Genomic DNA, 19,892 nt, shown 5'->3' on the forward strand with positions numbered 1-19,892 from the left:
ACTCAGCGCATGATCTACACCTTTCGACCGACATCCCCGGCGGATATTGCCGCGTTACCGGCGATTGAACGCGCCGCCGCGCAGCGCTTCACTCTGTTGCCTGAATTTAGCTGGCTCGCCGCCGGCCCGGCGATTTGCGCCGCACGTCATCAGCACTTCGCCAGCGAAAACATGAGCTGGTTAGCGCTGGCAGACGATCGTCCCGTTGGTTTTCTGCTGGCGGAAGCGCATGACGCATCGCTCTTTATCGTCGAGTTTTCGATCCATCTTGACTGGCAGGGGCGTGGCCTTGGCCGTCGCCTGATGACTTATGCGATTGAACAGGCGAGAGAAAAAGGCTTCTGTGCACTCACGCTCACAACGTTTCGCGACGTGCCGTGGAATGCGCCTTGGTATGCGCGGATGGGGTTTGAAGTCGTGCCCGAGTCATTGCTTAGCGACGCGTTGCGGCAGAAACTGCGTGAAGAATCGGCGCACGATCTGGCAGCGGAGTCTCGCTGCGCCATGCGCCTGGCACTAGGTTAACGCGCCCGTTAAAGGGCGCGTCGGGTCAGAAGGTTTCCCAGTTTTCCCCAGCGTCGGTTGCTGCCGCTTTACGCAGCAGGGTCGGCGCAGGTATTGGCGCAGCGCTCACCGCTTCGCGCCCACTGCTGGTCTGGCTTTGCTGGATACGGAATACCGCAACGGCCTGCGTCAGGCGGCTGGCCTGCTCTTCCAGCGCGGCGGCGGCGGCGGCGGACTCTTCCACCAGCGAGGCGTTCTGCTGGGTCACGCGATCCATCTCGGCCACCGCCAGACCCACCTGATCGATACCGCGACTCTGCTCATCCGATGCAGAGGCGATTTCCCCCATGATGTCGGTCACACGGGTCACCGCATTTACGATCTCATCCATGGTTTCCCCCGCGCTTTCCACCAGCGTGGAGCCGAGATCGACACGATTGACCGAGTCTTCAATCAGACTCTTAATCTCACGCGCCGCCTGGGCGCTGCGCTGTGCCAGATTACGTACTTCACCGGCCACCACCGCAAAGCCTCGGCCCTGCTCGCCCGCACGGGCGGCCTCGACCGCGGCGTTCAGCGCCAGGATGTTGGTCTGGAAGGCAATGCCGTCAATAACGCTAATAATGTCGGCAATTTTCTGCGAACTGGCGGTAATGTCACGCATCGTCTGCACAACATTGTCCACCACTTTACCGCCCTTCTGCGCGGTTTCCGACGCGCTCAGCGCCAGATGGCTGGCCTGACGCGCGTTTTCGGCGTTCTGCTTCACGGTTGCGGTCAGCTCTTCCATGCTGGCGGCGGTCTCTTCCAGCGAAGCCGCCTGCTGCTCGGTACGCGAGGAAAGATCGTTATTACCCATCGCGATTTCACTCGCGCCGCTGTAAATGGCATCGGCCCCCTGACGCACTTCCCCGACGGTGCGCGCCAGCTCGCCCTGCATATGACGCAGCGAATGTGCCAGCTGGCCCATTTCGTTATCGCTTTCCACATCAATACGTTTGACCAGATCGCCACCGGCAATATGGCGAATGCTGTCAATGAGACGGTTTAGCGGTGCAATCAGCGTCTTACGTACGCCCAGCCAGACGGTGACGATCACCGCCAGCACGGCAATCATCACGCCGAACAGGATCCACATCGCCTGGGTATAAGAGGCATTGCTGTCCTTTACCGCCAGTTCATAAAGGCTGTCGTTCTGTTGCAGATAGTTGACGTACGCTTTCTCAAAACCATCCTGATAACCCTGGGTCGGCTGGTCGAAGAAGTCGTTAATCTTGCCGGCGCCCAGCAGCTGAATCAGCTCCGCCAGCGCACCGTGGTAGATATCGTAGTTACGCTGAATTTCCAGCGCCGCGGCTTCACTTTGACGCGGGTCGCGCGGCATCGCTTCATACTCGGCCCAGCGTTTTTCCGCTTCAGCCAGCGATTTCGTGGCAATCTGCATCAGCTCGGCGACGGTGGCGCCGCTACCGATGTTGTTCTGATCCATCATGTAACGGATCCCGGCGCGGTTAAGCGTGTTGCGGGTTTGCAGCAGGGCAACCCAGCTGCCGTTCAGCCCGGACTGCTGCTGACGCACGGTTTGTAAGATAGTGAAGTTCTCTTTGTCATGCTTCAGTGAGTTAAAGAACAGGCCCCCTGAGACCATTTGCAACAAGCCAAACAACACCAAAACCAGCACAAGGCTGGTGACGATTTTAATACGCTTTAACATGTTTCTCTTTCCTCCAGACGAATAACGAATTTTCGGCGGCGAAAGGAAAAACTTTATAGAAAATGTGACTATTAATACGCGGGGAAGGCGGAATATTCGGACGTTATGGATTGACGCGAGGCCATGGCGTTGTCGCCACATCCAGAGTGGATGTAGGCCTGATAAGCGTAGCGCCATCAGGCGGAGCGGCACAAATTGCCGGATGGCGGCTCCGCCTTATCCGGCCTACTCAGAGAAGCTATTTACGCAGCGCGCAGATTTCGTCATACAGGCTACGCGAGAGATTCAGCCCCTGCTGCTCGCTCTGCTGGCGCGCCTGGTAGCGACGCTCACCCGGCAGCCTCGCCCCCTGCGCCTGCATGCCGCTAAACAGCGTCTCGGCGCGCTCAAGATGGGACGCGGCGTCATCGCCGAGGAAACGTGCAGGGTCAAGCGCCAGAATGAGCTCACCGCCGTAAGGCAGCCCCCCTGCACCGTTGTCCCACGCCAGCGATTCGGCGCTGGTCATATCGCCAATCAGCGGCCCGGCAAACAGCTCCACCATCGCCGCCAGCGCCGATCCTTTATGCCCGCCGAAAGTCAGCATCGCGCCGTCGAGTACCGCCTGCGGATCGGTCGTCGGCTGACCGTTGCTATCGATACCCCAGCCCTCCGGAATGGCTTTACCGGCCCGCTGATGGAGCTGAATTTCACCGCGCGCCGCCGCGCTGGTCGCCATATCGAAAATAAACGGCGGTTTGTCGCCGCGCGGCCAGCCGAAGGCGATAGGATTGGTGCCAAACAGCGGCTGGGTACCACCCGCTGGCGCCACCCACGCGTGGCTCGGCGTACAGGCGTAACCCACTAACCCGACCTCGGTCAACGGCTCAACATCGGCAAACAGCGCGGAGAAATGCACGCAACGATTGATCGCCAGCGCCGCAATGCCGCAGTGGCGCGCTTTTTCAATCAGCAGCGGCAGCGCCTGTTCATAAGCGCACAGAGAATACGCGCCGTGCGCATCGGCTTTGACGATCGCCGGGGCCCGATCGACGATCGTCGGTTCGGCGTCCGGCGACACTTTGCCTTTGCGCAGGGTTTCCACGATGCCGAGCAGACGCCACAGGCCATGCGATGCGCAGCCGTCGCGTTCGCCAGCCGTCACGTTGCGCGCAATGGCGTCGGCATGAGGCTGTGAAAAACCGTTGGCGCGCAGGACCTCGAAGGCCAGTGCGTAAGCGTCGTTGAGTGCGATGTTGACCGTTGTCATGTAGTTCTCCGTATTATTGTTGTACTGGCATAAAGCGTAGACGGAGGCGCAGGTTTTACTTGGTTAACGTAGTGATTTAAATCACATTAATTTCCAGAGGCGCCATTGATGTTCTCCGCAAACTCTATCACGCCTTTAATCAACCGTGGATTATTGATGACGTCGCGCTCAAAGGTGCTACCCAGTTCGCTAAAGCGCAACCGGTGGGTCAGTAGCATTCCGGCACTCAGCTCGCCGCTGCGCATCAGCTCGCCGACGCGGGCAAAATCCTCGGCGGTCGCGTTGCGGCTGCCCATCAGGGTGGTCTCTTTTTTATGAAATTCCGGATCGGAAAACTGCAGATCGCCCTTAAACAGGCCAACAAACACGATGCTGCCAGCGTGACGGATCAGATCCACCGCACGATTCATCGACTGCGGGTTGCCCGTCGCATCCACGATCTTTTGCGCCAGATGGCCGCCAAACAGGCTGCGCAGCCGGGCGTCGAAATCCACCGCCAGCGGATCCAGCGCGGGAAGATCCAACTGTTCCGCCACGTGCGCACGTCGTTCATCGCTGACATCCGCCACCACGACCCTTGCCCCTTCCGCTTTGGCAACGGCCGCCGCGCCCAGACCGATTGGCCCTGCGCCAACCACCAGCACCTCATCCCCCGCTCGTACCGCCGCTCGCCGCACCGCATGGGCGCTGATGGCGAACGGTTCAATGAGCGCAACGGCTTCCGGCGCAATACCTTCCGCCAGCAGTACGTTCTGCTGCGGGACACAAAGATATTCACTGAAGCCGCCGTCGCGATGCACACCGATCACCGCGATATTCTCGCAGCAGTTGCCGCGCCCCTCGCGACAGGCGCTACAGGTGTTGCAACCCACATAGGGGATCACGGCCACCTGCTGCCCAACCTGCCATTGCTGCGCCTCGCAGCCAACCTCAACAATATCACCGCAAATCTCATGCCCTAAAACCCGTGGATAGCTGAAGAAAGGCTGTTTACCTCCCCATGCGTGGATATCGGTGCCACATATTCCTACCGTTTTTATTTTTATTAACACCTCATCTTTCTGTGGCTTTGGAATATTTCTTGATTGCCATGCCCATTCACCCGGTTGCTGACAAACTAACGTTTTCATAATATTCATTTGGACTTCTCCTTTTTTGTTCTCCTTGTTATTGTGGATTTCGTGATAATTCAGCAGTCACGCCGCAAATTCTTGTGAATGCCAGCGCAGAAATAGGTTTTAAATTCGTTTTTAATGATTATCAGGAGGATGTCAGCATGAGCCGTTCGCAGAATTTACGCCGTAGCGTGGTGAACCAGATTATTGAAGGTATCGCCCGCGGCCATATTCCCTCTCCGCTGCCGGTGCAGTCGGCGCTGGCCGAGATGTACAATATTAGCCGCACCACCGTCAGGCACATTCTCACCCACCTGCAGCAGCGCGGCGTGCTGGAAAAAATTGGTAATGATTACATCGTGCTACGTAAACCCGATGCGCTGGACGGCTTCGAGTGTACCCAGGCGCCGCTCGAAGAGCAGACGCAGATTTTTGAACAGGCGTTCTTTTCGATGATTAACCAGCGGCAGCTGAAGGCCGGGGAAGTGATGAGCGAAATTGCGCTGGCAAAAATGGCCGGGGTCAGCCCGGTAGCCGCCAGGGAATATTTACTAAAGTTTGGCCGCTATAATCTTATCGTCAGCGAAAAGCGCGGTTTTTGGCGCATGAAAGAATTTGACCGTGCCTACGCCGAGCAGCTTTTTGAATTACGCGAAATGCTGGAATTACACGCCCTTCAGCGCTTCCTTAATTTGCCCGATGGCGATCCTCACTGGCTGCAAGCAAAAACATTACTGGAACATCATCGACAATTAAGAGATCGCATTGGCGATAACGTAAAAACATTCTCCCAGCTCGATCGGGATTTTCATGCATTATTACTTTCGGCTGCTGATAATATATTTTTCAATCAATCACTGGAGATTATCTCGGTTATTTTCCACTTCCACTATCAGTGGGATGAAAGCGATCTTAAACAGCGCAATATTATCGCCATTGATGAACATATGATGATCCTGATCGCGCTGATCTGTCGTAACGAGATCGATGCCACCGTGGCGCTGCGCAACCATTTAATGACGGCGAAACAGTCGATGATCCGTTCGATCGATCAAACCGCTCGCCGTTGACCCACTAGCACAGCGGCTTCACCTGCCGCTGCGGCGCATCCTGATCGCCCATGAAGTGGCCCATCATCAGCAGCATCTCCAGCGCCTCATTTCGGCGCAGATAGCGGCGCGGGCGGAAGCGCCCTTCTTCATCGCAGCGCATAAAGCCAAAGGCCACCGCGCGCTGGGCGTTAGTCAGGTAGATATCGCGCAAGATACGTCCGTCTTTGAAGGTCGATTGCAGCATCGTTGAGGCATTGCGATACGAGACGCCACAGCTCATCATGGCAACCGTTGCCGCTTCTTCACGGCGGATAGGCCTGTCGGGCAGGAATTTCCCCTGCACCAGCGCCATCATACCCCGCTGAATAAGCGCGGCAATGCCCGGATACCAGACGGAATCCGGCGCAATATCCTGGATGACGATTCCATTCGACGGCTGATACTGCAATCCCCACAGGCGAACGATCATCTGCGCCAGCTCAAAGCGGGTAATACACTCCGCGCCGCCTTCCTCATCGATCACCCCGCGCGCGCGCAAAATACCGCTATTCACCGAATTGGCGCTCGCCAGATCGATGCTGCCCTCCGGCTGAATCAGCCACGGCTTACTCAGCAGGCTCATCTCACCGTGGTTGACCCGACAGCGCACGAAGCGCCCGGCCATCGTCGGCGTCAGCGCCAGAATGCCGCCCTCGCCCAGCGGCGTCATGGGCCCTTCCGCCGTTTTTCCCAGCCACCACGAATAGCGCAGGACCGCCTCATCATCACCCGGCAGCTGCGCAATCGCCCGCAGGTAGTCACCCACCTGCGGCAGTCCGCGAATGAAAAGCTGCACCGGACGCGGATAGGCCAGGCCGTTGATGGTGACGTTTTCCATCTTCACGCCGCCGCCCCAGTGGGCGGCGTGCAGCGGATGGTCGACGTCGGTGATGCGAATATCCTTCAGCACCAGCCCTTCGATCGGCGACTGCGCCAGACCTTCAATAAACAGACCGTATTCACCGCCGCTCGCTTCCAGGTCTTCAATCACGATATTGCGAAAACGCGGTAGATGGCTGCCGTAGACACCCTCGGCATAGTTCATGGTGGCGTGGACCACCGCGTCACGCACCCGCTTAACCCGCGAGTGACGCAGCCAGATGTTTTCAATCACGCCGCCGCGCAAGGCGTTAGCTTTGAGGCGTAGCGGGTAGGTTAGCGCCGGACTATCAAATTCATTCCCGACGGCAAACACGTTGCGGATGCCGCCGCTCATCTCGCTGCCCAGCGCAATACCGCCGTGACCGTCGGCAAAACGGTTATTGCGGATGATGATGTTTTCACAGGGAATGTTTGCCTCACGCCCGTCGCGATCGCGCCCGGATTTTATGGCGATGCAGTCATCGCCGGAGTCGAACAGGTTGTCTTCAATCAGCACATCGCAGCAGCTTTCGGGATCGACGCCGTCGTTATTATGGCCATGAGAGCGTAGCGTCATGCGTCGGACGGTGACGTTGCGGCACATGACCGGATTCACCTGCCACATCGGCGAATTGCGCAGCGTGACGCCTTCCAGCAGGACGTTCTGGCAGCGCAGCGTCTGGATAAACATGGGCCGCAGGTAGTGACCATCGCCAAAGCGCCGCTCCGCCACCGGCACGCCGCTGAGGTTCATTTCACGCAGCCGCAGGCTGGCGGGGCGCTGCAGGTTGCGGGCGGAGGTCGACCAGGCGTGCTCAATCTGATGCGTCCAGTTCCACCAGACGCTGTCGCTGGCCTGACCGTCCAGCACCCCTCGTCCGGTGAGCGCAATATTTTGCGCATCGCAGGCGTAAATCAGCGCCCGGTAGTTCCACAGCGGCGAGCACTCCCAGTGGCCGAAGGCCAGCGGATAGTGCGCTTCGGTGGTCTCGGTCGTGAACAACAGTACGCTCTGCGGGCTGTCCAGATGCAGGTTGATATGACTGAGCAGCGCCAGCGAGCCGGTGAGGTAGCGTCCGGCGGGCACCACCACCCTACCGCCGCCGAGGCCGTGGAGATGAGCGATAGCCCGCTGAATCGCCTGCGTGTCCAGCGTGACGCCGTCGCCGACGGCGCCAAAATCGCGCACGTTCACCTCGGCTGAAGGAATGCGCGGATCGTGGATCCGCGCCAGAATCTTTTGCTCTTCCTCGACGCTCAGCACCGTGCAAGGGTTTGTCGTCATGACCTTGTCCTTAAGTTATCCGTTTAAATGGGCAAGCGCTTCCCCTAGCGCCAGCATGGCCAGCGACTGCCCGTAAGCGCGCTGACGAACGCGAATATCCAGATAGTGCTGGAGGTCGCGCCCCACCGATGTGCCCGCCGACACGTCAGCCACTTCCCCTTGATCGTTAATCCGCGCAATGAGCGCCCGGATGCCCGCCCAACCCGCGTCGCGGCAGCGGTTATCCAGCAGACCCAATCGCGCCCCTTTCAGCAGCGCATAGGTCAGCCCCGCGGTCCCCGACGCTTCCTGATAGCTCTCAGGGTGATCGATTAACGTCGACCACATCCCGTTGTTATGCTGGTAGTGCACCGCCGCCTGCATCTGGCGGAGAAACGCCTCGCGGATAAATCGCGTGTTGGCGGTATCCGCGTTCGCCATCTCCAGAAAATCGACGCTGCCGACCGCCGCCCAGCCGTTACCGCGCCCCCACAGCGCCGCGCCGTAGTTGTTGCGCTCGATAAAGCTCCAGCCGTGCATCCACAGCCCGCTGCGACGGTCGACGAGGTATTTGATGTGCAGTAAGAATTGATACGCCACATCGTCCATGTAGTGCGGTTTATTGAGCAGCTGCGACGCCCTGGCGTGGAACAGCCCGCTCATAAACAGCGTGTCGACCCACAGCTGTTCTTCGTTGAGATGGTCGCTGGTGCAGTGGGTATAGCCGTTTTCCTGGGTGCGCAGCAGGCGCGTGTCGATCCAGTCGGCGTACTCGGCGATATCCGCCAGCCAGCCCGTTTCGCCGAGTTCCGCCGCCATACAGGTCGCGGTGAGCATCGGCGCCATCCGGTTGATATTTTTCTCCGGCAGCCCTTCGGCCATGCGCCGTGAGAACCAGCCCTTCAGGTAGTCAAGGTAGCGCGGCTCGCGGGTAATCTGATAGAGACGCCAGATACCGTAGATTCCCACGCCCTGCGACCAGTCCCAGTTTTCAATCGACAGGTCAGAGGCGATAACCTTCTGTTTTTTGAGCTCGGCGTCATCGGTGCGCACCACAATCACTTCATTAAACAGGGTATCCAGCTTGCTTAAAATGGACTCTTTTAATAATTGCGACATAACCACCTCAATTACATGATCTTTTTCAGCACACGCTGCGCGCGCTGAGGGAATTCATCGGCCAGTTGTTCGAGGGTGAGCTGCCCGTAGTCATAGCGTTGAACGGCATCAAGGAAGTAGGACAGTAGCTGCGGGTTTTCAAACCACGGTGACGGTTCGATTTTGCCCATCAGTTGGTCTACCTGTGCCAGCCCCTGCACCTGAATCTGGCTGTTATCCAACACGCCGTCCTGTTGCAAGACCTTGACCGCCTCGGTGCTCAGCGGTACCCCGCGCTGGAGGCCCATCGCTTTAATGCCCTGTGGGTCATTAAGCAGGAAGTTAATCAGCTTCGCCGCCAGCTCCGGGTGTTTGCTGTTTTTACCGATGGAGAACATCATCGCCGGTTTAAAGAAGATGCCGGCATCGGTCGCGCCGGGCAGCATTGGATAAGGCCCGACTTCCAGACGCGCAGGCGCACGCAGGCTGCCGGCAAAGGTGCCGTCGGTGCTCCAGGTGTGTACGCCGCCAATTTTGCCGTCGAGCCACGGTTTAATTTCCCAGGCGTTGGCTTTGCCGAAGGACGAAAGGTACTTCATGGACGGAATGACGTGATTGTCCACCAGCTTCTTATACATACCGAAGTAGTCCAGCCACTGCTCGCGGGTGTAGGTGAAGTCTTTCTTCTGCGGGTCAATCATCGGGATATTGTATTTCTGCACCATGTAAGAGTTCAGAAACGTCATGATGGTGGTGTCGTGATTGGCGAGGATAAACGGATAGTAGTCTTCTCCCAGCTTGGTTTTAAACACCGGCCCCGCGGCAATCATCTGCTCCCAGGTTTGCGGATAGGCAACGCCCGCTTTTTTCCACAGCTCGGGGTTGTAGTACATCGAGCGGCCGGTCATGGCCACCGGCACGCCGTTCAGCTTGCCGTTCATCGTCACCAGCTGTTTGCCCTGGCTGGAGAACTGGCTGAGGTCGATATTCGCCGACTGGCGGTTAATGTCGTAAAACCCATCGCCGTTTTTTGAAAACATCACCAGCCAGTTCCAGTTAATCTGCATCACGTCCGGTTCGGTGTTCCCTGCCAGTTGGGTACTCAGACGCGATAAGTAACCGTCCCAGCCGCTGGGTTCGGTATTGATTTTGACGTCAGGGTTCTGTGCTTCAAAGGCTTTAATCGCCTCAGTCGTCGCCTGGTGCCGCTGGTTGCCGCCCCACCACGACATGCGTAATTCCGTGGCGGAGTGCCCTACCGCTGGACACAAGATTCCCGCGCCCAGAACCCAACAAAGTGCTTTTAGCCGCTTATTATTCATTGTGTTAATCCTTTTTAGGGGGTACAGGCCAGCGGGCTGATTGGCTCACCGGCCGGGTTGAGCCAATAGTCGGGAAAAAGCGGCGGCGTGGAGACGGTCATCCCCCTGAGTTGTGATCAATTAGTGACAATAGTGTTTTTTATTGGTTTTTAATCATACGTAGTTGCGCGTAGGGAAACGGCGACGGGAAAAAAACTTGCGATCTCAATCACATATTTACGCGTAGAACAAAGGTTGCCCAACCGCTTACCGCGAAAAGTGACCGCTTAGCCTCCGCTTTTAACCGCTCACCCATTTACCCAACTTTACGCGCGCGTAGGTCTGGCACACTCATCAGCAGAATCAATACCTCCTCAACCCCCAAACCCAAAAAACAACGGCAGCTTCGGCTGATTATTAATCTTAAAAACCAGGTTTTACTATGGATACGAAAAAGCTATTCAAGCACATACCCTGGGTGATTCTCGGAATCATCGGTGCGTTTTGCCTCTCGGTCGTCGCTCTGCGCCGCGGTGAGCACGTCAGTGCCCTGTGGATCGTAGTGGCGTCGGTTTCCGTTTATCTGGTGGCCTATCGCTACTACAGCCTCTACATCGCCCAGAAGGTGATGAAGCTCGACCCGACGCGCGCGACGCCGGCGGTCATCAACAATGATGGCCTGAACTACGTGCCGACCAACCGCTACGTGCTGTTCGGCCACCACTTCGCCGCCATCGCCGGCGCAGGCCCGCTGGTGGGGCCGGTATTGGCCGCACAGATGGGCTATCTGCCGGGTACGCTGTGGCTGCTGGCGGGCGTAGTGCTCGCGGGCGCGGTGCAGGACTTTATGGTGCTGTTTATCTCCACGCGCCGTAACGGTTCCTCGCTGGGCGAGATGGTCAAAGAAGAGATGGGCCGCGTACCGGGCTCTATTGCCCTGTTCGGCTGCTTCCTGATTATGATCATCATCCTGGCGGTGCTGGCGCTGATCGTGGTGAAAGCCCTGGCGGAAAGCCCGTGGGGCGTGTTCACCGTCTGCTCAACCGTGCCGATTGCGCTGTTTATGGGTATCTACATGCGCTTTATCCGCCCGGGTCGCGTCGGCGAAGTGTCGGTCATTGGTATCGTGCTGCTGGTTGCCTCTATTTACTTCGGCGGCGTGATTGCCCACGACCCGTACTGGGGCCCGGCGCTGACCTTTAAAGACACCACCATCACCTTCGCGCTGATTGGCTATGCCTTTATCTCTGCCCTGCTGCCGGTATGGCTGATTCTGGCACCGCGCGACTACCTTGCAACCTTCCTGAAAATCGGCGTTATCGTCGGCCTGGCGCTGGGCATCGTGATCCTCAACCCGGATCTGAAAATGCCGGCGGTGACCCAGTACATCGACGGTACCGGCCCGCTGTGGAAAGGCGCGCTGTTCCCGTTCCTGTTTATCACCATCGCCTGTGGCGCCGTTTCCGGCTTCCACGCGCTGATCTCTTCCGGCACCACGCCGAAGCTGCTGGCCAATGAAACCGACGCGCGTTTTATCGGTTACGGTGCGATGCTGATGGAGTCGTTCGTGGCGATCATGGCGCTGGTTGCGGCCTCCATTATCGAGCCAGGCCTGTACTTTGCGATGAACACCCCGCCAGCGGGCCTTGGCATCACGATGCCGAACCTGCACGAGATGGGCGGTGAGAACGCGGCGCTGATCGCTGCGCAGCTGAAAGATGTCACCGCGCATGCGGCGGCCACCGTCAGCTCCTGGGGCTTCGTGATTTCGCCTGAGCAGATCCTGCAAACCGCAAAAGACATCGGCGAACCGTCGGTACTGAACCGCGCGGGCGGCGCGCCTACGCTTGCCGTCGGTATTGCTCACGTGTTCCACAAAGTCCTGCCGATGGCTGACATGGGCTTCTGGTACCACTTCGGTATTCTGTTCGAAGCGCTGTTTATCCTCACCGCGCTGGACGCCGGTACCCGTGCAGGCCGCTTTATGCTGCAAGATTTGCTCGGTAACTTCGTGCCGTTCCTCAAGAAAACCGACTCTCTGGTGGCTGGCGTGGTCGCTACCGCGGGCTGCGTAGGCCTGTGGGGTTACCTGCTGTATCAAGGCGTGGTTGACCCGCTGGGCGGCGTGAAGAGCCTGTGGCCGCTGTTCGGCATCTCTAACCAGATGCTGGCCGCCGTGGCGCTGGTTCTGGGCACCGTTATCCTGATTAAGATGAAGCGCACCAAATACATCTGGGTGACCACCATCCCGGCAGTATGGCTGCTTATCTGCACCACCTGGGCGCTGGGCCTGAAGCTGTTCAGCTCCAACCCGCAGATGGAAGGCTTCTTCTACATGGCTAACCAGTACAAAGAGAAGATTGCCGCCGGTGGCGAGCTGACCGCTCAGCAGATTGCCAACATGAACCACATCGTTATCAACAACTACACCAACGCGGGCCTGAGCATTCTGTTCCTGGTGGTGGTGTACAGCATCATCTTCTACGGTTTCAAAACCTGGATGCAGGTGCGCAATAGCGATAAACGTACCGACAAAGAGACACCGTACGTGCCGGTACCGGAAGGCGGCGTGAAGACCTCTTCGCACCACTAACCCTGATGCCGGATGGCGCTGCGCTTATCCGGCCTACGAGAGTAGGACTTGTAGGCCGGATAAGGCGCTAGCCGCCATCCGGCTTTCTCTATTATCGGGATGGCATAATGTTTGGTAACTTAGGGCAGGCAAAAAAATACCTCGGTCAGGCGGCGAAAATGCTGATTGGCATTCCGGATTACGACAACTACGTCGAACATATGCGGACCAACCATCCGGATAAGCCGTACATGACCTATGAAGAGTTCTTCCGCGAGCGCCAGCAGGCACGCTACGGCGGCGACGGAAAAGGCGGCATGCGCTGCTGCTAAAAGGAGACAATATGGCACCGATTGCAGTCACCCTACTTACCGGTTTCCTCGGCGCGGGCAAAACCACCCTGCTGCGCCACATTCTCAACGAGCAGCACGGCTTCAAAATTGCCGTGATTGAAAACGAATTCGGCGAAGTCTCGGTCGACGACCAGCTGATTGGCGACCGCGCCACGCAGATCAAAACCCTGACTAACGGCTGCATTTGCTGCACGCGCTCTAACGAGCTGGAAGACGCGCTGCTCGACCTACTTGATAACCTCGATAACGGCAACATCCACTTTGACCGCCTGGTGATTGAATGCACCGGCATGGCCGACCCCGGCCCGATCATTCAGACCTTTTTCTCCCACGACGTGCTGTGCGAACGCTATCTTCTGGACGGCGTGATTGCGCTGGTCGACGCGGTACATGCTCACGATCAGATGAACCAGTTCACCATTGCCCAGTCGCAGGTGGGCTACGCCGACCGCATTCTGCTCACCAAAACCGACGTGGCCGGCGAAAGCGAAAAGCTACGCGAGCGCCTGGCCCGTATCAACGCTCGCGCACCGATTTACACCGTCACCCACGGCGATATCGACCTCGGTCTGCTGTTCAACACCAACGGCTTTATGCTGGAAGAGAACGTCACCTCAACGCCACGCTTCCACTTTATGGCCGACCAGCAAAACGACGTGTCGTCGATTGTGGTCGAGCTGGATTACCCGGTGGATATCAGCGACGTCTCCCGCGTGATGGAGAACCTGCTGCTGGACTTCGCCGACAAGCTGCTGCGCTATAAAGGGATGCTGTGGATTGACGGCGAGCCGAACCGCCTGCTGTTCCAGGGCGTGCAGCGCCTGTACAGCGCCGATTGGGACCGCCCATGGGGCGACGAAACGCCGCACAGCACGCTGGTGTTTATTGGCATCCAACTGCCGGAAGAAGAGATTCGCGCGGCGTTTGCCGGTTTACGCCAGTAGCCGCAAGACCTGATGCCCTCCCCTCCGGGAGGGCATCAACGCGCCGTTATTTCCGCACCACCACCAGCTTCTGGTTCACAAACTCTTTAATTCCCAGATCCGACAGCTCGCGCCCGTAGCCGGAACGCTTCACGCCGCCAAACGGCAGTTCGGCCGCGGTGTCGGTCAGCCAGTTGATGTAGACCATACCGGTCTCAATGCGCGAGGCCATTTTCTTCGCCCGTTTGATATCCTGGCTGAACACCGCGCCGCCCAGACCGTAGTGGGAGTCGTTGGCCAGCGCCACCGCTTCATCGTCGTTCTTCACCACGTAAATCTGCGCCACCGGGCCAAAGAACTCTTCAAAGTACGCCGGGTTATCGCGCGTGATATGGGTCAGAATGGTGGGCTCGAAGAAGCTGCCTTCACGCTGCACCGGCTTACCGCCATAATGCAGTTTCGCGCCATTTTTCACCGCCGCGTTCACCTGTTTGGTCAGCGTTTCCAGCGCATCCTTAGAGGATAACGGCCCCAGCGTGGTGCTTTCATCCAGCGGGTCGCCAATCTTCACCTGCTTAAAGGCGGCGGTGAATTTTTCCAGGAAGGCGTCGGCGATTTTCTCATGCAAAATAAAGCGCTTCGCCGCGGTACAAACCTGCCCGGCGTTATTCAAACGGGCATTGACGCCAATTTTCACCGCTTTTTCCAGATTCGCGTCGTCCAGCACCACGAAGACGTCGTTACCGCCCAGCTCGAGGGTCGATTTTTTAATGTGCTTCGCCGCCTGTGCGGCCACCACGCTACCCGCTTTTTCCGAGCCGGTCAGCGCCGCCCCCTGTACGCGGTCATCGGCGATAATCTTCGCCACCTGATCCTGAGAGATATAGAGGTTCGTCCACGCCCCCTCCGGCGCGCCCGCTTCACGGACCAGGTGCGCAAAGGTTTCTGCGCAGTGCGGCACAATGCTGGCGTGTTTGGCCAGTACCGGGTTACCCGCCGCGAGGTTCGGGGCCAGCACGCGCATCAGTTGGTAATACGGGAAATTCCACGGCTCAACGGCCATCAGCACGCCAATCGGGTGATGCTCTACCCACGCTTCGCCAAGTTCAGATTGATACTTTACCGGCGCTAAAAACTGCTCCGCGTTATCGGCGTAGTAGCGGGCGATTCGCGCACAGAGTTTCACTTCGCCACGGCTCTGTTCAATCAGCTTGCCCATCTCCTGGCTGGCAATCTTTGCCAGCTCCTCCACGCGCTCGTCGATCAGATCGGCAAGCTTATGCAGCACCGGCAGCCGCTGGTTTATATCGCCTTTCGCCCAGTCGGAGTGATAGAGCGCGTCGGCGGCCTTCAGCGCCGCTTCGACGTCCGCATCGCTATGCGAGGGGTATTCCTTAATAAGCTGGTTAGTCGCAGGATTAACTGTCTGGTAAGCCATATTGCGTCTCCTTGTTTTACCGCTTAGGGTATTAAGGGTAGTCAATCTGGCTGGTTACGGGCGTAAAGTTGGGTATAAACGGAAGTTTCCGACCCTCAGCCTTTGTTTCAGGATGTGATATAAAACCCCAAATCTCTTTGGACGATCCCATGACCACTGCGCGCGATATACAGCAAACTTTTACCCGTCATCGCGGGCTGGAACTGCGCAGCACCAGGCAGAGTACGCAGCCTTATAAACGCCATAGCCACGCGCAGCTATCGATTGGTGCGATTGTGGAAGGACAAACGCGCTGCGTATGCCACGGTCAGCAGTACCTGCTGCGCCCCGGCGATATCATCGTCATCCCGCCGCACGTGCCGCATAGCTGTAACCCGCTGTTGGGGCAAGCCCGCAGCTATCATATGCTCTACCTGGACACCGAACTTCCCCTCGCGCAGCAGCATATTCGCAGCGAGGCGCTGTTCGGTCTTTATCTTGCCGTCGTTGAGCAGATGTCGACGGCAGCCGTCGACGCGCTATTAGCCGCCCTCACCCTACGCGTTGATGTCGGCGATGCGCTTCGCCCAACCAGCCAGCAGGTCCAGCAAGCGCTGTTATCCGATCCCGCGAGTCCCCCTTCGCTCGACGATCTCGCACAGCGACTCTCACTGCGTAAAGAGACCTTAATCCGTACCTTCAAGCAGGACACGGGGCTGACTCCCGGCAGTTTTCTCAACGTTTCCCGCGTGGAATACGCCAAAGCGCGGCTGCGCGCCGGGGACGATATCGCCGATGTCGCCTACCAAAGCGGCTTTGCCGACCAGAGTCATTTCCATAAAACCTTCGTCAGCTACACCGCCGCCACGCCGCGCCAGTACGCGCTTGGCCGATCAATATCCGACAATAATTAGCGCGTAAGCCAGCATAAGCTGCCTTCAGTATTTTCACTGAGGTCGCTATGGAACAGATCGCAACTTTACTTCCCCCGGCGTTTCCCGCGCTGGCGCTGGCACATTTTATGGCGCTACTGAGCCCCGGGCCGGATTTCTTTTTGCTGGTGGGCTATGCCGTGCGCTACCGGCTGCGCGGCAGCGTCGGGCTGTGCCTGGGCATCGCAGCGGGCAACGGGCTGTATATCCTGCTGGTGGTGATTGGCTCCGGGCTACTGCGCCAGGCGCCGCTGCTCTTTGACATCATTAAGCTCCTGGGCGCCGCCTATCTACTGTGGATAGGCTACCAGCTGCTGAAAAGCCGCGCCGCACCGCTCGAATGGCGCCATTCCGCACAAGTCTGCCCCTCGCTCGCGAAACAGCTGCTTTTAGGGCTGGGTTCTTCGCTACTGAACCCGAAAAACGCGCTGTTTTATCTGGCGCTGATGACCGCGCTGCTTGGGCCAAACGTCACCGTGGTACAACAGGCGGCCTGCGGTATCTGGATGACCAGCGTGGTGCTGCTGTGGGATTTACTGCTGGTGATACTACTCGCGCTGCCGCAGGTTCAGCGGCGGCTGGGGAATCTGATCTGGAAAATCGAACGCGCCGCGGGCGGTATCCTGATCGGCTTTGGCGGCTGGATCCTGTGGCAATTTATGCTGGGCTAAAACGAGAATGGGCGGCGCGTGCGGCGACGCCGCCCAAATTTTAACGCAGCTCATCTCGCCGTAAGCCCACATCTCTCAGCTGTTCGTCGCTCATTCGCTGCAATACGCGGCGCGTTTGCTCCACACGCCACCATGTTTTGATAAAACGCCACACCAGTACAAAGCCGATAAATGGCTGTCTCGCCCTGTTCTCATGAAATTCCATACTTTGCCTCCTCACCTTGCCAGAGGCTTTATCTTCGCGGATTTCTGCTGTTGCAATACAGATTCAAAAAACACTTTTCTTTAACATACAGATTCGCTAAAACGGTATCTGCGTGCGGTTTTTTCGCCTGACTGTACTGGTTTTTCCATCTGTATGGCGACAAACGGGGATACAGCAATGACGCGTTACCAACATCTGGCCAACCTGCTGGCCGAGCGAATCGAACAAGGGCTGTATCGTCACGGGGAAAAACTCCCCTCCGTACGCAGCTTAAGCCAGGAGCACGGCGTCAGTATCAGTACCGTGCAGCAGGCCTATCAGACGCTGGAGCAGCGCCAGCTCATTACGCCGCAGCCCCGCTCCGGCTACTTCGTCGCGCCACAAAAGGCGCAGCCACCGGTGCCTCATATGTCGCGTCCGGTACAGCGCCCGGTAGAGATCACCCAGTGGGATCAGGTACTCACCATGCTTGATGCCCGAAGCGATAAATCGATTATCCCCTTTGGCGGCGGTTCGCCCGACATTGACCAGCCCAGCCTCAAGCCCCTGTGGCGCGAAATGAGCCGGGTGATACAACACAACGTCAACGAAGTGCTGAGCTACGATGAGCTGGCCGGCCGCCGCGAACTGCGCGAACAGATCGCCCGACTGATGCTGGACGGTGGATCGGTGGTCGATGCCGACTCGCTGATCATCACCAGCGGCTGCCACAGCGCGCTGTCGCTGGCGCTGCTCTCCGTGTGCCAGCCGGGCGACATTATTGCCGTTGAATCCCCCTCTTACTACGGCACCATGCAGCGGCTGCGGGGTTTAGGGCTTAAAGCCATTGAGATCCCCACCGATCCCGATACCGGGATCAGCATCGAAGCGCTGGAATTAGCGCTGGATCAGTGGCCGATCAAAGGGGTCATTCTGGTCCCGAACTGCAACAACCCGCAGGGGTTTATCATGCCCGACGCGCGCAAACGTGCGGTGCTGAACCTCGCCCAGCGCTACGATATCGTGATCTTTGAAGATGATATTTATGGCGATCTCGCCACCGACTACCCGCGCCCGCGCACCATTCATTCGTGGGATATCGACGGCCGTGTGATGCTGTGCAGCTCGTTTACCAAGACCATCGCCCCCGGTTTGCGTATTGGCTGGATCGCCCCTGGCCGCTACTACGACAAGCTGTTGCAGATGAAATACGCCGCCAGCGGCACCAACGTGCCCGCCACACAGCTTGCCGCCACAAACTTTATTCGCGAAGGTCATTACCACCGCCATGTCCGACGCATGCGGCAAATTTACCAGCGCAACATTGAGATCTACACCCACTGGCTGCGGGAATATTTCCCCTGCGGGATCTGCGTCACTCGCCCAACCGGCGGTTTTCTGCTGTGGGTAGAGCTGCCGGAGCAGGTGGATATGGTGTGCGTCGCCCAGCAGCTGTGCCGGATGAAGATCCAGGTCGCGCCGGGATCGCTGTTTTCGGCATCGGGGAAATACCGGAACTGCTTGCGGATCAACTGCGCGCTGCCGCCAATCGAGAAACATCGGGAGGTGATGGTGCAGCTGGGGACGGCGGTGAAGGTGGCGATGGAGTGGGATGAATCCACCGCCCATCGCTAGTTTTAAGACGCCGCGCTCACAGCACCTTCCCCATTCGCCGCATCCTGCGGTTTTGAAACCGTGCGGCTTTTGCTCCCATCCACCCCCACCGCAATCTCCCCTTCCACCGTCACCCGACGCACCACGCGCGGCTGGGTGCCGTAGTCGTTCACCGCGTAATGCTGGGTGCTGCGGTTGTCCCAAATCACTACGTCGTCCTGCTGCCACTGCCAGCGCACGGTATTGTCGAGGCGGGTGATGCGGTTTTGCAGCAGTTCGAACAGCTGTGCGGATTCGCGCGAGCTGAAGCCCACCAGCCGTTTAACGAAATGCCCCAGCAGTAAAGCGCGCTCGCCGCTGACCGGGTGGACGTGCACCACCGGGTGCTCGGCTTCCCACAGCGATGAGACAAACACTTTCTGGTGATGTGCCAGGCGGTGCGCTTCAACGATGGTGCGCTCGGCACCGTAGTCATAGTCATTGCTGTGCACCGCGTGCAGAGTGTCGACGAAGCGCTTGAGCGTCTCCGGCAACTGTTCGTAAGCGCGGGCGGTGTTGGCCCACACTGTGTCACCGCCGTATTCCGGGATGGTGACGCCGCGCAGGATAGAAATTTTCGGGAAGGCGTCAACGAAGGTGACGTCGGTGTGCCAGGAGTCGGCTCTGCCGCCGCCTTTCGAGGCGTCGAGTTCAAACAGTTTGGTGCCTTCCGGAGAAGGGACCGTCGGGTGGGCGACAACTTTGCCAAAACGCGCGCCGAAGGCCTGATGTTCGGCATCGGTAAGATGACTTTGCTGGCGGAAGAACAGCACTTTGTATTTGACCAGCGCCGCGTCGAGCTGGGCGAAGGTGTCGGCATCCAGCTCGGCGGAAAGACGGATATCGCGGATCTCCGCGCCGATGTTGCCCGCCACGCGGCGTAAATTTAATAAAGGAAAATCGGTATCAGCAGTGTTCACAGCAGTCATGATTGCGCCCCTTTAAAATCGTCAGAAACCCGAATATAGAAATATCCAGGCGGGTGACAAA

17 protein-coding genes are annotated in these 19,892 nt (G+C 58.2%); 8 read left to right on the forward strand and 9 right to left on the reverse strand.

The window, feature by feature from the left end:
• Nucleotides 1-9 precede the first annotated feature (9 nt).
• Complete coding sequence (locus ABTW00_RS20255; RefSeq protein ID WP_433637179.1) at nt 10-525, forward strand: GNAT family N-acetyltransferase; 516 nt, start codon at nt 10-12, stop codon at nt 523-525.
• 25 nt (nt 526-550) lie between these two features.
• On the opposite strand, the gene tsr is transcribed toward ABTW00_RS20255, so the two are convergent.
• From tsr to ABTW00_RS20270, 3 genes are all read right to left on the reverse strand, one after another.
• Complete coding sequence (gene tsr, locus ABTW00_RS20260; protein ID WP_433637181.1) at nt 551-2,218, reverse strand: methyl-accepting chemotaxis protein; 1,668 nt, start codon at nt 2,216-2,218, stop codon at nt 551-553.
• Between the two features lie 238 nt (nt 2,219-2,456).
• Nucleotides 2,457-3,467: an Ldh family oxidoreductase gene (locus ABTW00_RS20265; protein WP_433637183.1), complete on the reverse strand. Its 1,011-nt coding sequence runs from the start codon at nt 3,465-3,467 to the stop codon at nt 2,457-2,459.
• 86 nt (nt 3,468-3,553) lie between these two features.
• Nucleotides 3,554-4,597, reverse strand: coding sequence for a zinc-binding alcohol dehydrogenase family protein (locus ABTW00_RS20270; protein ID WP_433641099.1), 1,044 nt, complete (start codon nt 4,595-4,597; stop codon nt 3,554-3,556).
• Between the two features lie 146 nt (nt 4,598-4,743).
• Here ABTW00_RS20270 and ABTW00_RS20275 point away from each other — a divergent pair, with 146 nt between their 5' ends.
• On the forward strand, nt 4,744-5,652 hold the full coding sequence (locus tag ABTW00_RS20275; protein WP_065357077.1) for a GntR family transcriptional regulator: 909 nt from the start codon (nt 4,744-4,746) through the stop codon (nt 5,650-5,652).
• Nucleotides 5,653-5,656: 4 nt separating this feature from the next.
• Here the strand turns inward: ABTW00_RS20275 and ABTW00_RS20280 are convergent, their stop codons facing one another.
• The 3 genes from ABTW00_RS20280 to ABTW00_RS20290 are packed head-to-tail and all read right to left on the reverse strand — an operon-like array spanning nt 5,657 to nt 10,128.
• Complete coding sequence (locus ABTW00_RS20280) at nt 5,657-7,819, reverse strand: glycosyl hydrolase family 28 protein (protein WP_433637186.1); 2,163 nt, start codon at nt 7,817-7,819, stop codon at nt 5,657-5,659.
• Nucleotides 7,820-7,834: 15 nt separating this feature from the next.
• Nucleotides 7,835-8,917, reverse strand: a complete 1,083-nt coding sequence (locus ABTW00_RS20285; RefSeq protein ID WP_064547103.1) for a glycoside hydrolase family 88/105 protein — start codon at nt 8,915-8,917, stop codon at nt 7,835-7,837.
• A gap of 11 nt (nt 8,918-8,928) precedes the next feature.
• Nucleotides 8,929-10,128 carry an extracellular solute-binding protein gene (locus ABTW00_RS20290; RefSeq protein ID WP_433637189.1) on the reverse strand — a complete coding sequence of 400 codons (1,200 nt, stop codon included), beginning with the start codon at nt 10,126-10,128 and terminating at the stop codon, nt 8,929-8,931.
• A 511-nt stretch (nt 10,129-10,639) separates the two neighbouring features.
• Here ABTW00_RS20290 and btsT point away from each other — a divergent pair.
• The 3 genes from btsT (at nt 10,640) to yjiA (ending at nt 14,066) form a co-directional block, all read left to right on the forward strand.
• On the forward strand, nt 10,640-12,790 hold the full coding sequence (btsT, locus tag ABTW00_RS20295) for a pyruvate/proton symporter BtsT (protein ID WP_065357081.1): 2,151 nt from the start codon (nt 10,640-10,642) through the stop codon (nt 12,788-12,790).
• Between the two features lie 107 nt (nt 12,791-12,897).
• Nucleotides 12,898-13,101: a YbdD/YjiX family protein gene (locus ABTW00_RS20300; RefSeq protein ID WP_271447685.1), complete on the forward strand. Its 204-nt coding sequence runs from the start codon at nt 12,898-12,900 to the stop codon at nt 13,099-13,101.
• 11 nt (nt 13,102-13,112) lie between these two features.
• Nucleotides 13,113-14,066 carry a GTPase gene (gene yjiA / locus ABTW00_RS20305; protein ID WP_271447686.1) on the forward strand — a complete coding sequence of 318 codons (954 nt, stop codon included), beginning with the start codon at nt 13,113-13,115 and terminating at the stop codon, nt 14,064-14,066.
• A gap of 46 nt (nt 14,067-14,112) precedes the next feature.
• Here the strand turns inward: yjiA and ABTW00_RS20310 are convergent, their stop codons facing one another.
• The gene (locus ABTW00_RS20310) at nt 14,113-15,483 is read right to left on the reverse strand and encodes an NAD-dependent succinate-semialdehyde dehydrogenase (protein WP_433637193.1); all 1,371 of its coding nucleotides are present in this window, start codon (nt 15,481-15,483) and stop codon (nt 14,113-14,115) included.
• A gap of 149 nt (nt 15,484-15,632) precedes the next feature.
• On the opposite strand from ABTW00_RS20310, the gene ABTW00_RS20315 reads away from it, so the two are divergent.
• Both ABTW00_RS20315 and ABTW00_RS20320 read left to right on the forward strand, forming a co-directional pair.
• Nucleotides 15,633-16,376 carry an AraC family transcriptional regulator gene (locus ABTW00_RS20315; RefSeq protein WP_433637196.1) on the forward strand — a complete coding sequence of 248 codons (744 nt, stop codon included), beginning with the start codon at nt 15,633-15,635 and terminating at the stop codon, nt 16,374-16,376.
• A 47-nt stretch (nt 16,377-16,423) separates the two neighbouring features.
• Nucleotides 16,424-17,065, forward strand: a complete 642-nt coding sequence (locus tag ABTW00_RS20320) for a LysE family translocator (RefSeq protein WP_433637198.1) — start codon at nt 16,424-16,426, stop codon at nt 17,063-17,065.
• Nucleotides 17,066-17,105: 40 nt separating this feature from the next.
• Here the strand turns inward: ABTW00_RS20320 and ABTW00_RS20325 are convergent, their stop codons facing one another.
• On the reverse strand, nt 17,106-17,270 hold the full coding sequence (locus ABTW00_RS20325) for a DUF1127 domain-containing protein (protein ID WP_065357086.1): 165 nt from the start codon (nt 17,268-17,270) through the stop codon (nt 17,106-17,108).
• Nucleotides 17,271-17,447: 177 nt separating this feature from the next.
• On the opposite strand from ABTW00_RS20325, the gene ABTW00_RS20330 reads away from it, so the two are divergent.
• Nucleotides 17,448-18,884, forward strand: coding sequence for a PLP-dependent aminotransferase family protein (locus ABTW00_RS20330; protein WP_433637201.1), 1,437 nt, complete (start codon nt 17,448-17,450; stop codon nt 18,882-18,884).
• A gap of 2 nt (nt 18,885-18,886) precedes the next feature.
• Here ABTW00_RS20330 and ABTW00_RS20335 read toward each other — a convergent pair whose 3' ends face one another.
• Nucleotides 18,887-19,831 carry a TauD/TfdA dioxygenase family protein gene (locus ABTW00_RS20335; protein WP_433637204.1) on the reverse strand — a complete coding sequence of 315 codons (945 nt, stop codon included), beginning with the start codon at nt 19,829-19,831 and terminating at the stop codon, nt 18,887-18,889.
• Nucleotides 19,832-19,892 lie beyond the last annotated feature (61 nt).

Source organism: Kluyvera georgiana (assembly GCF_050990895.1).
GTDB classification, from domain to species: Bacteria; Pseudomonadota; Gammaproteobacteria; order Enterobacterales; family Enterobacteriaceae; genus Kluyvera; species Kluyvera georgiana.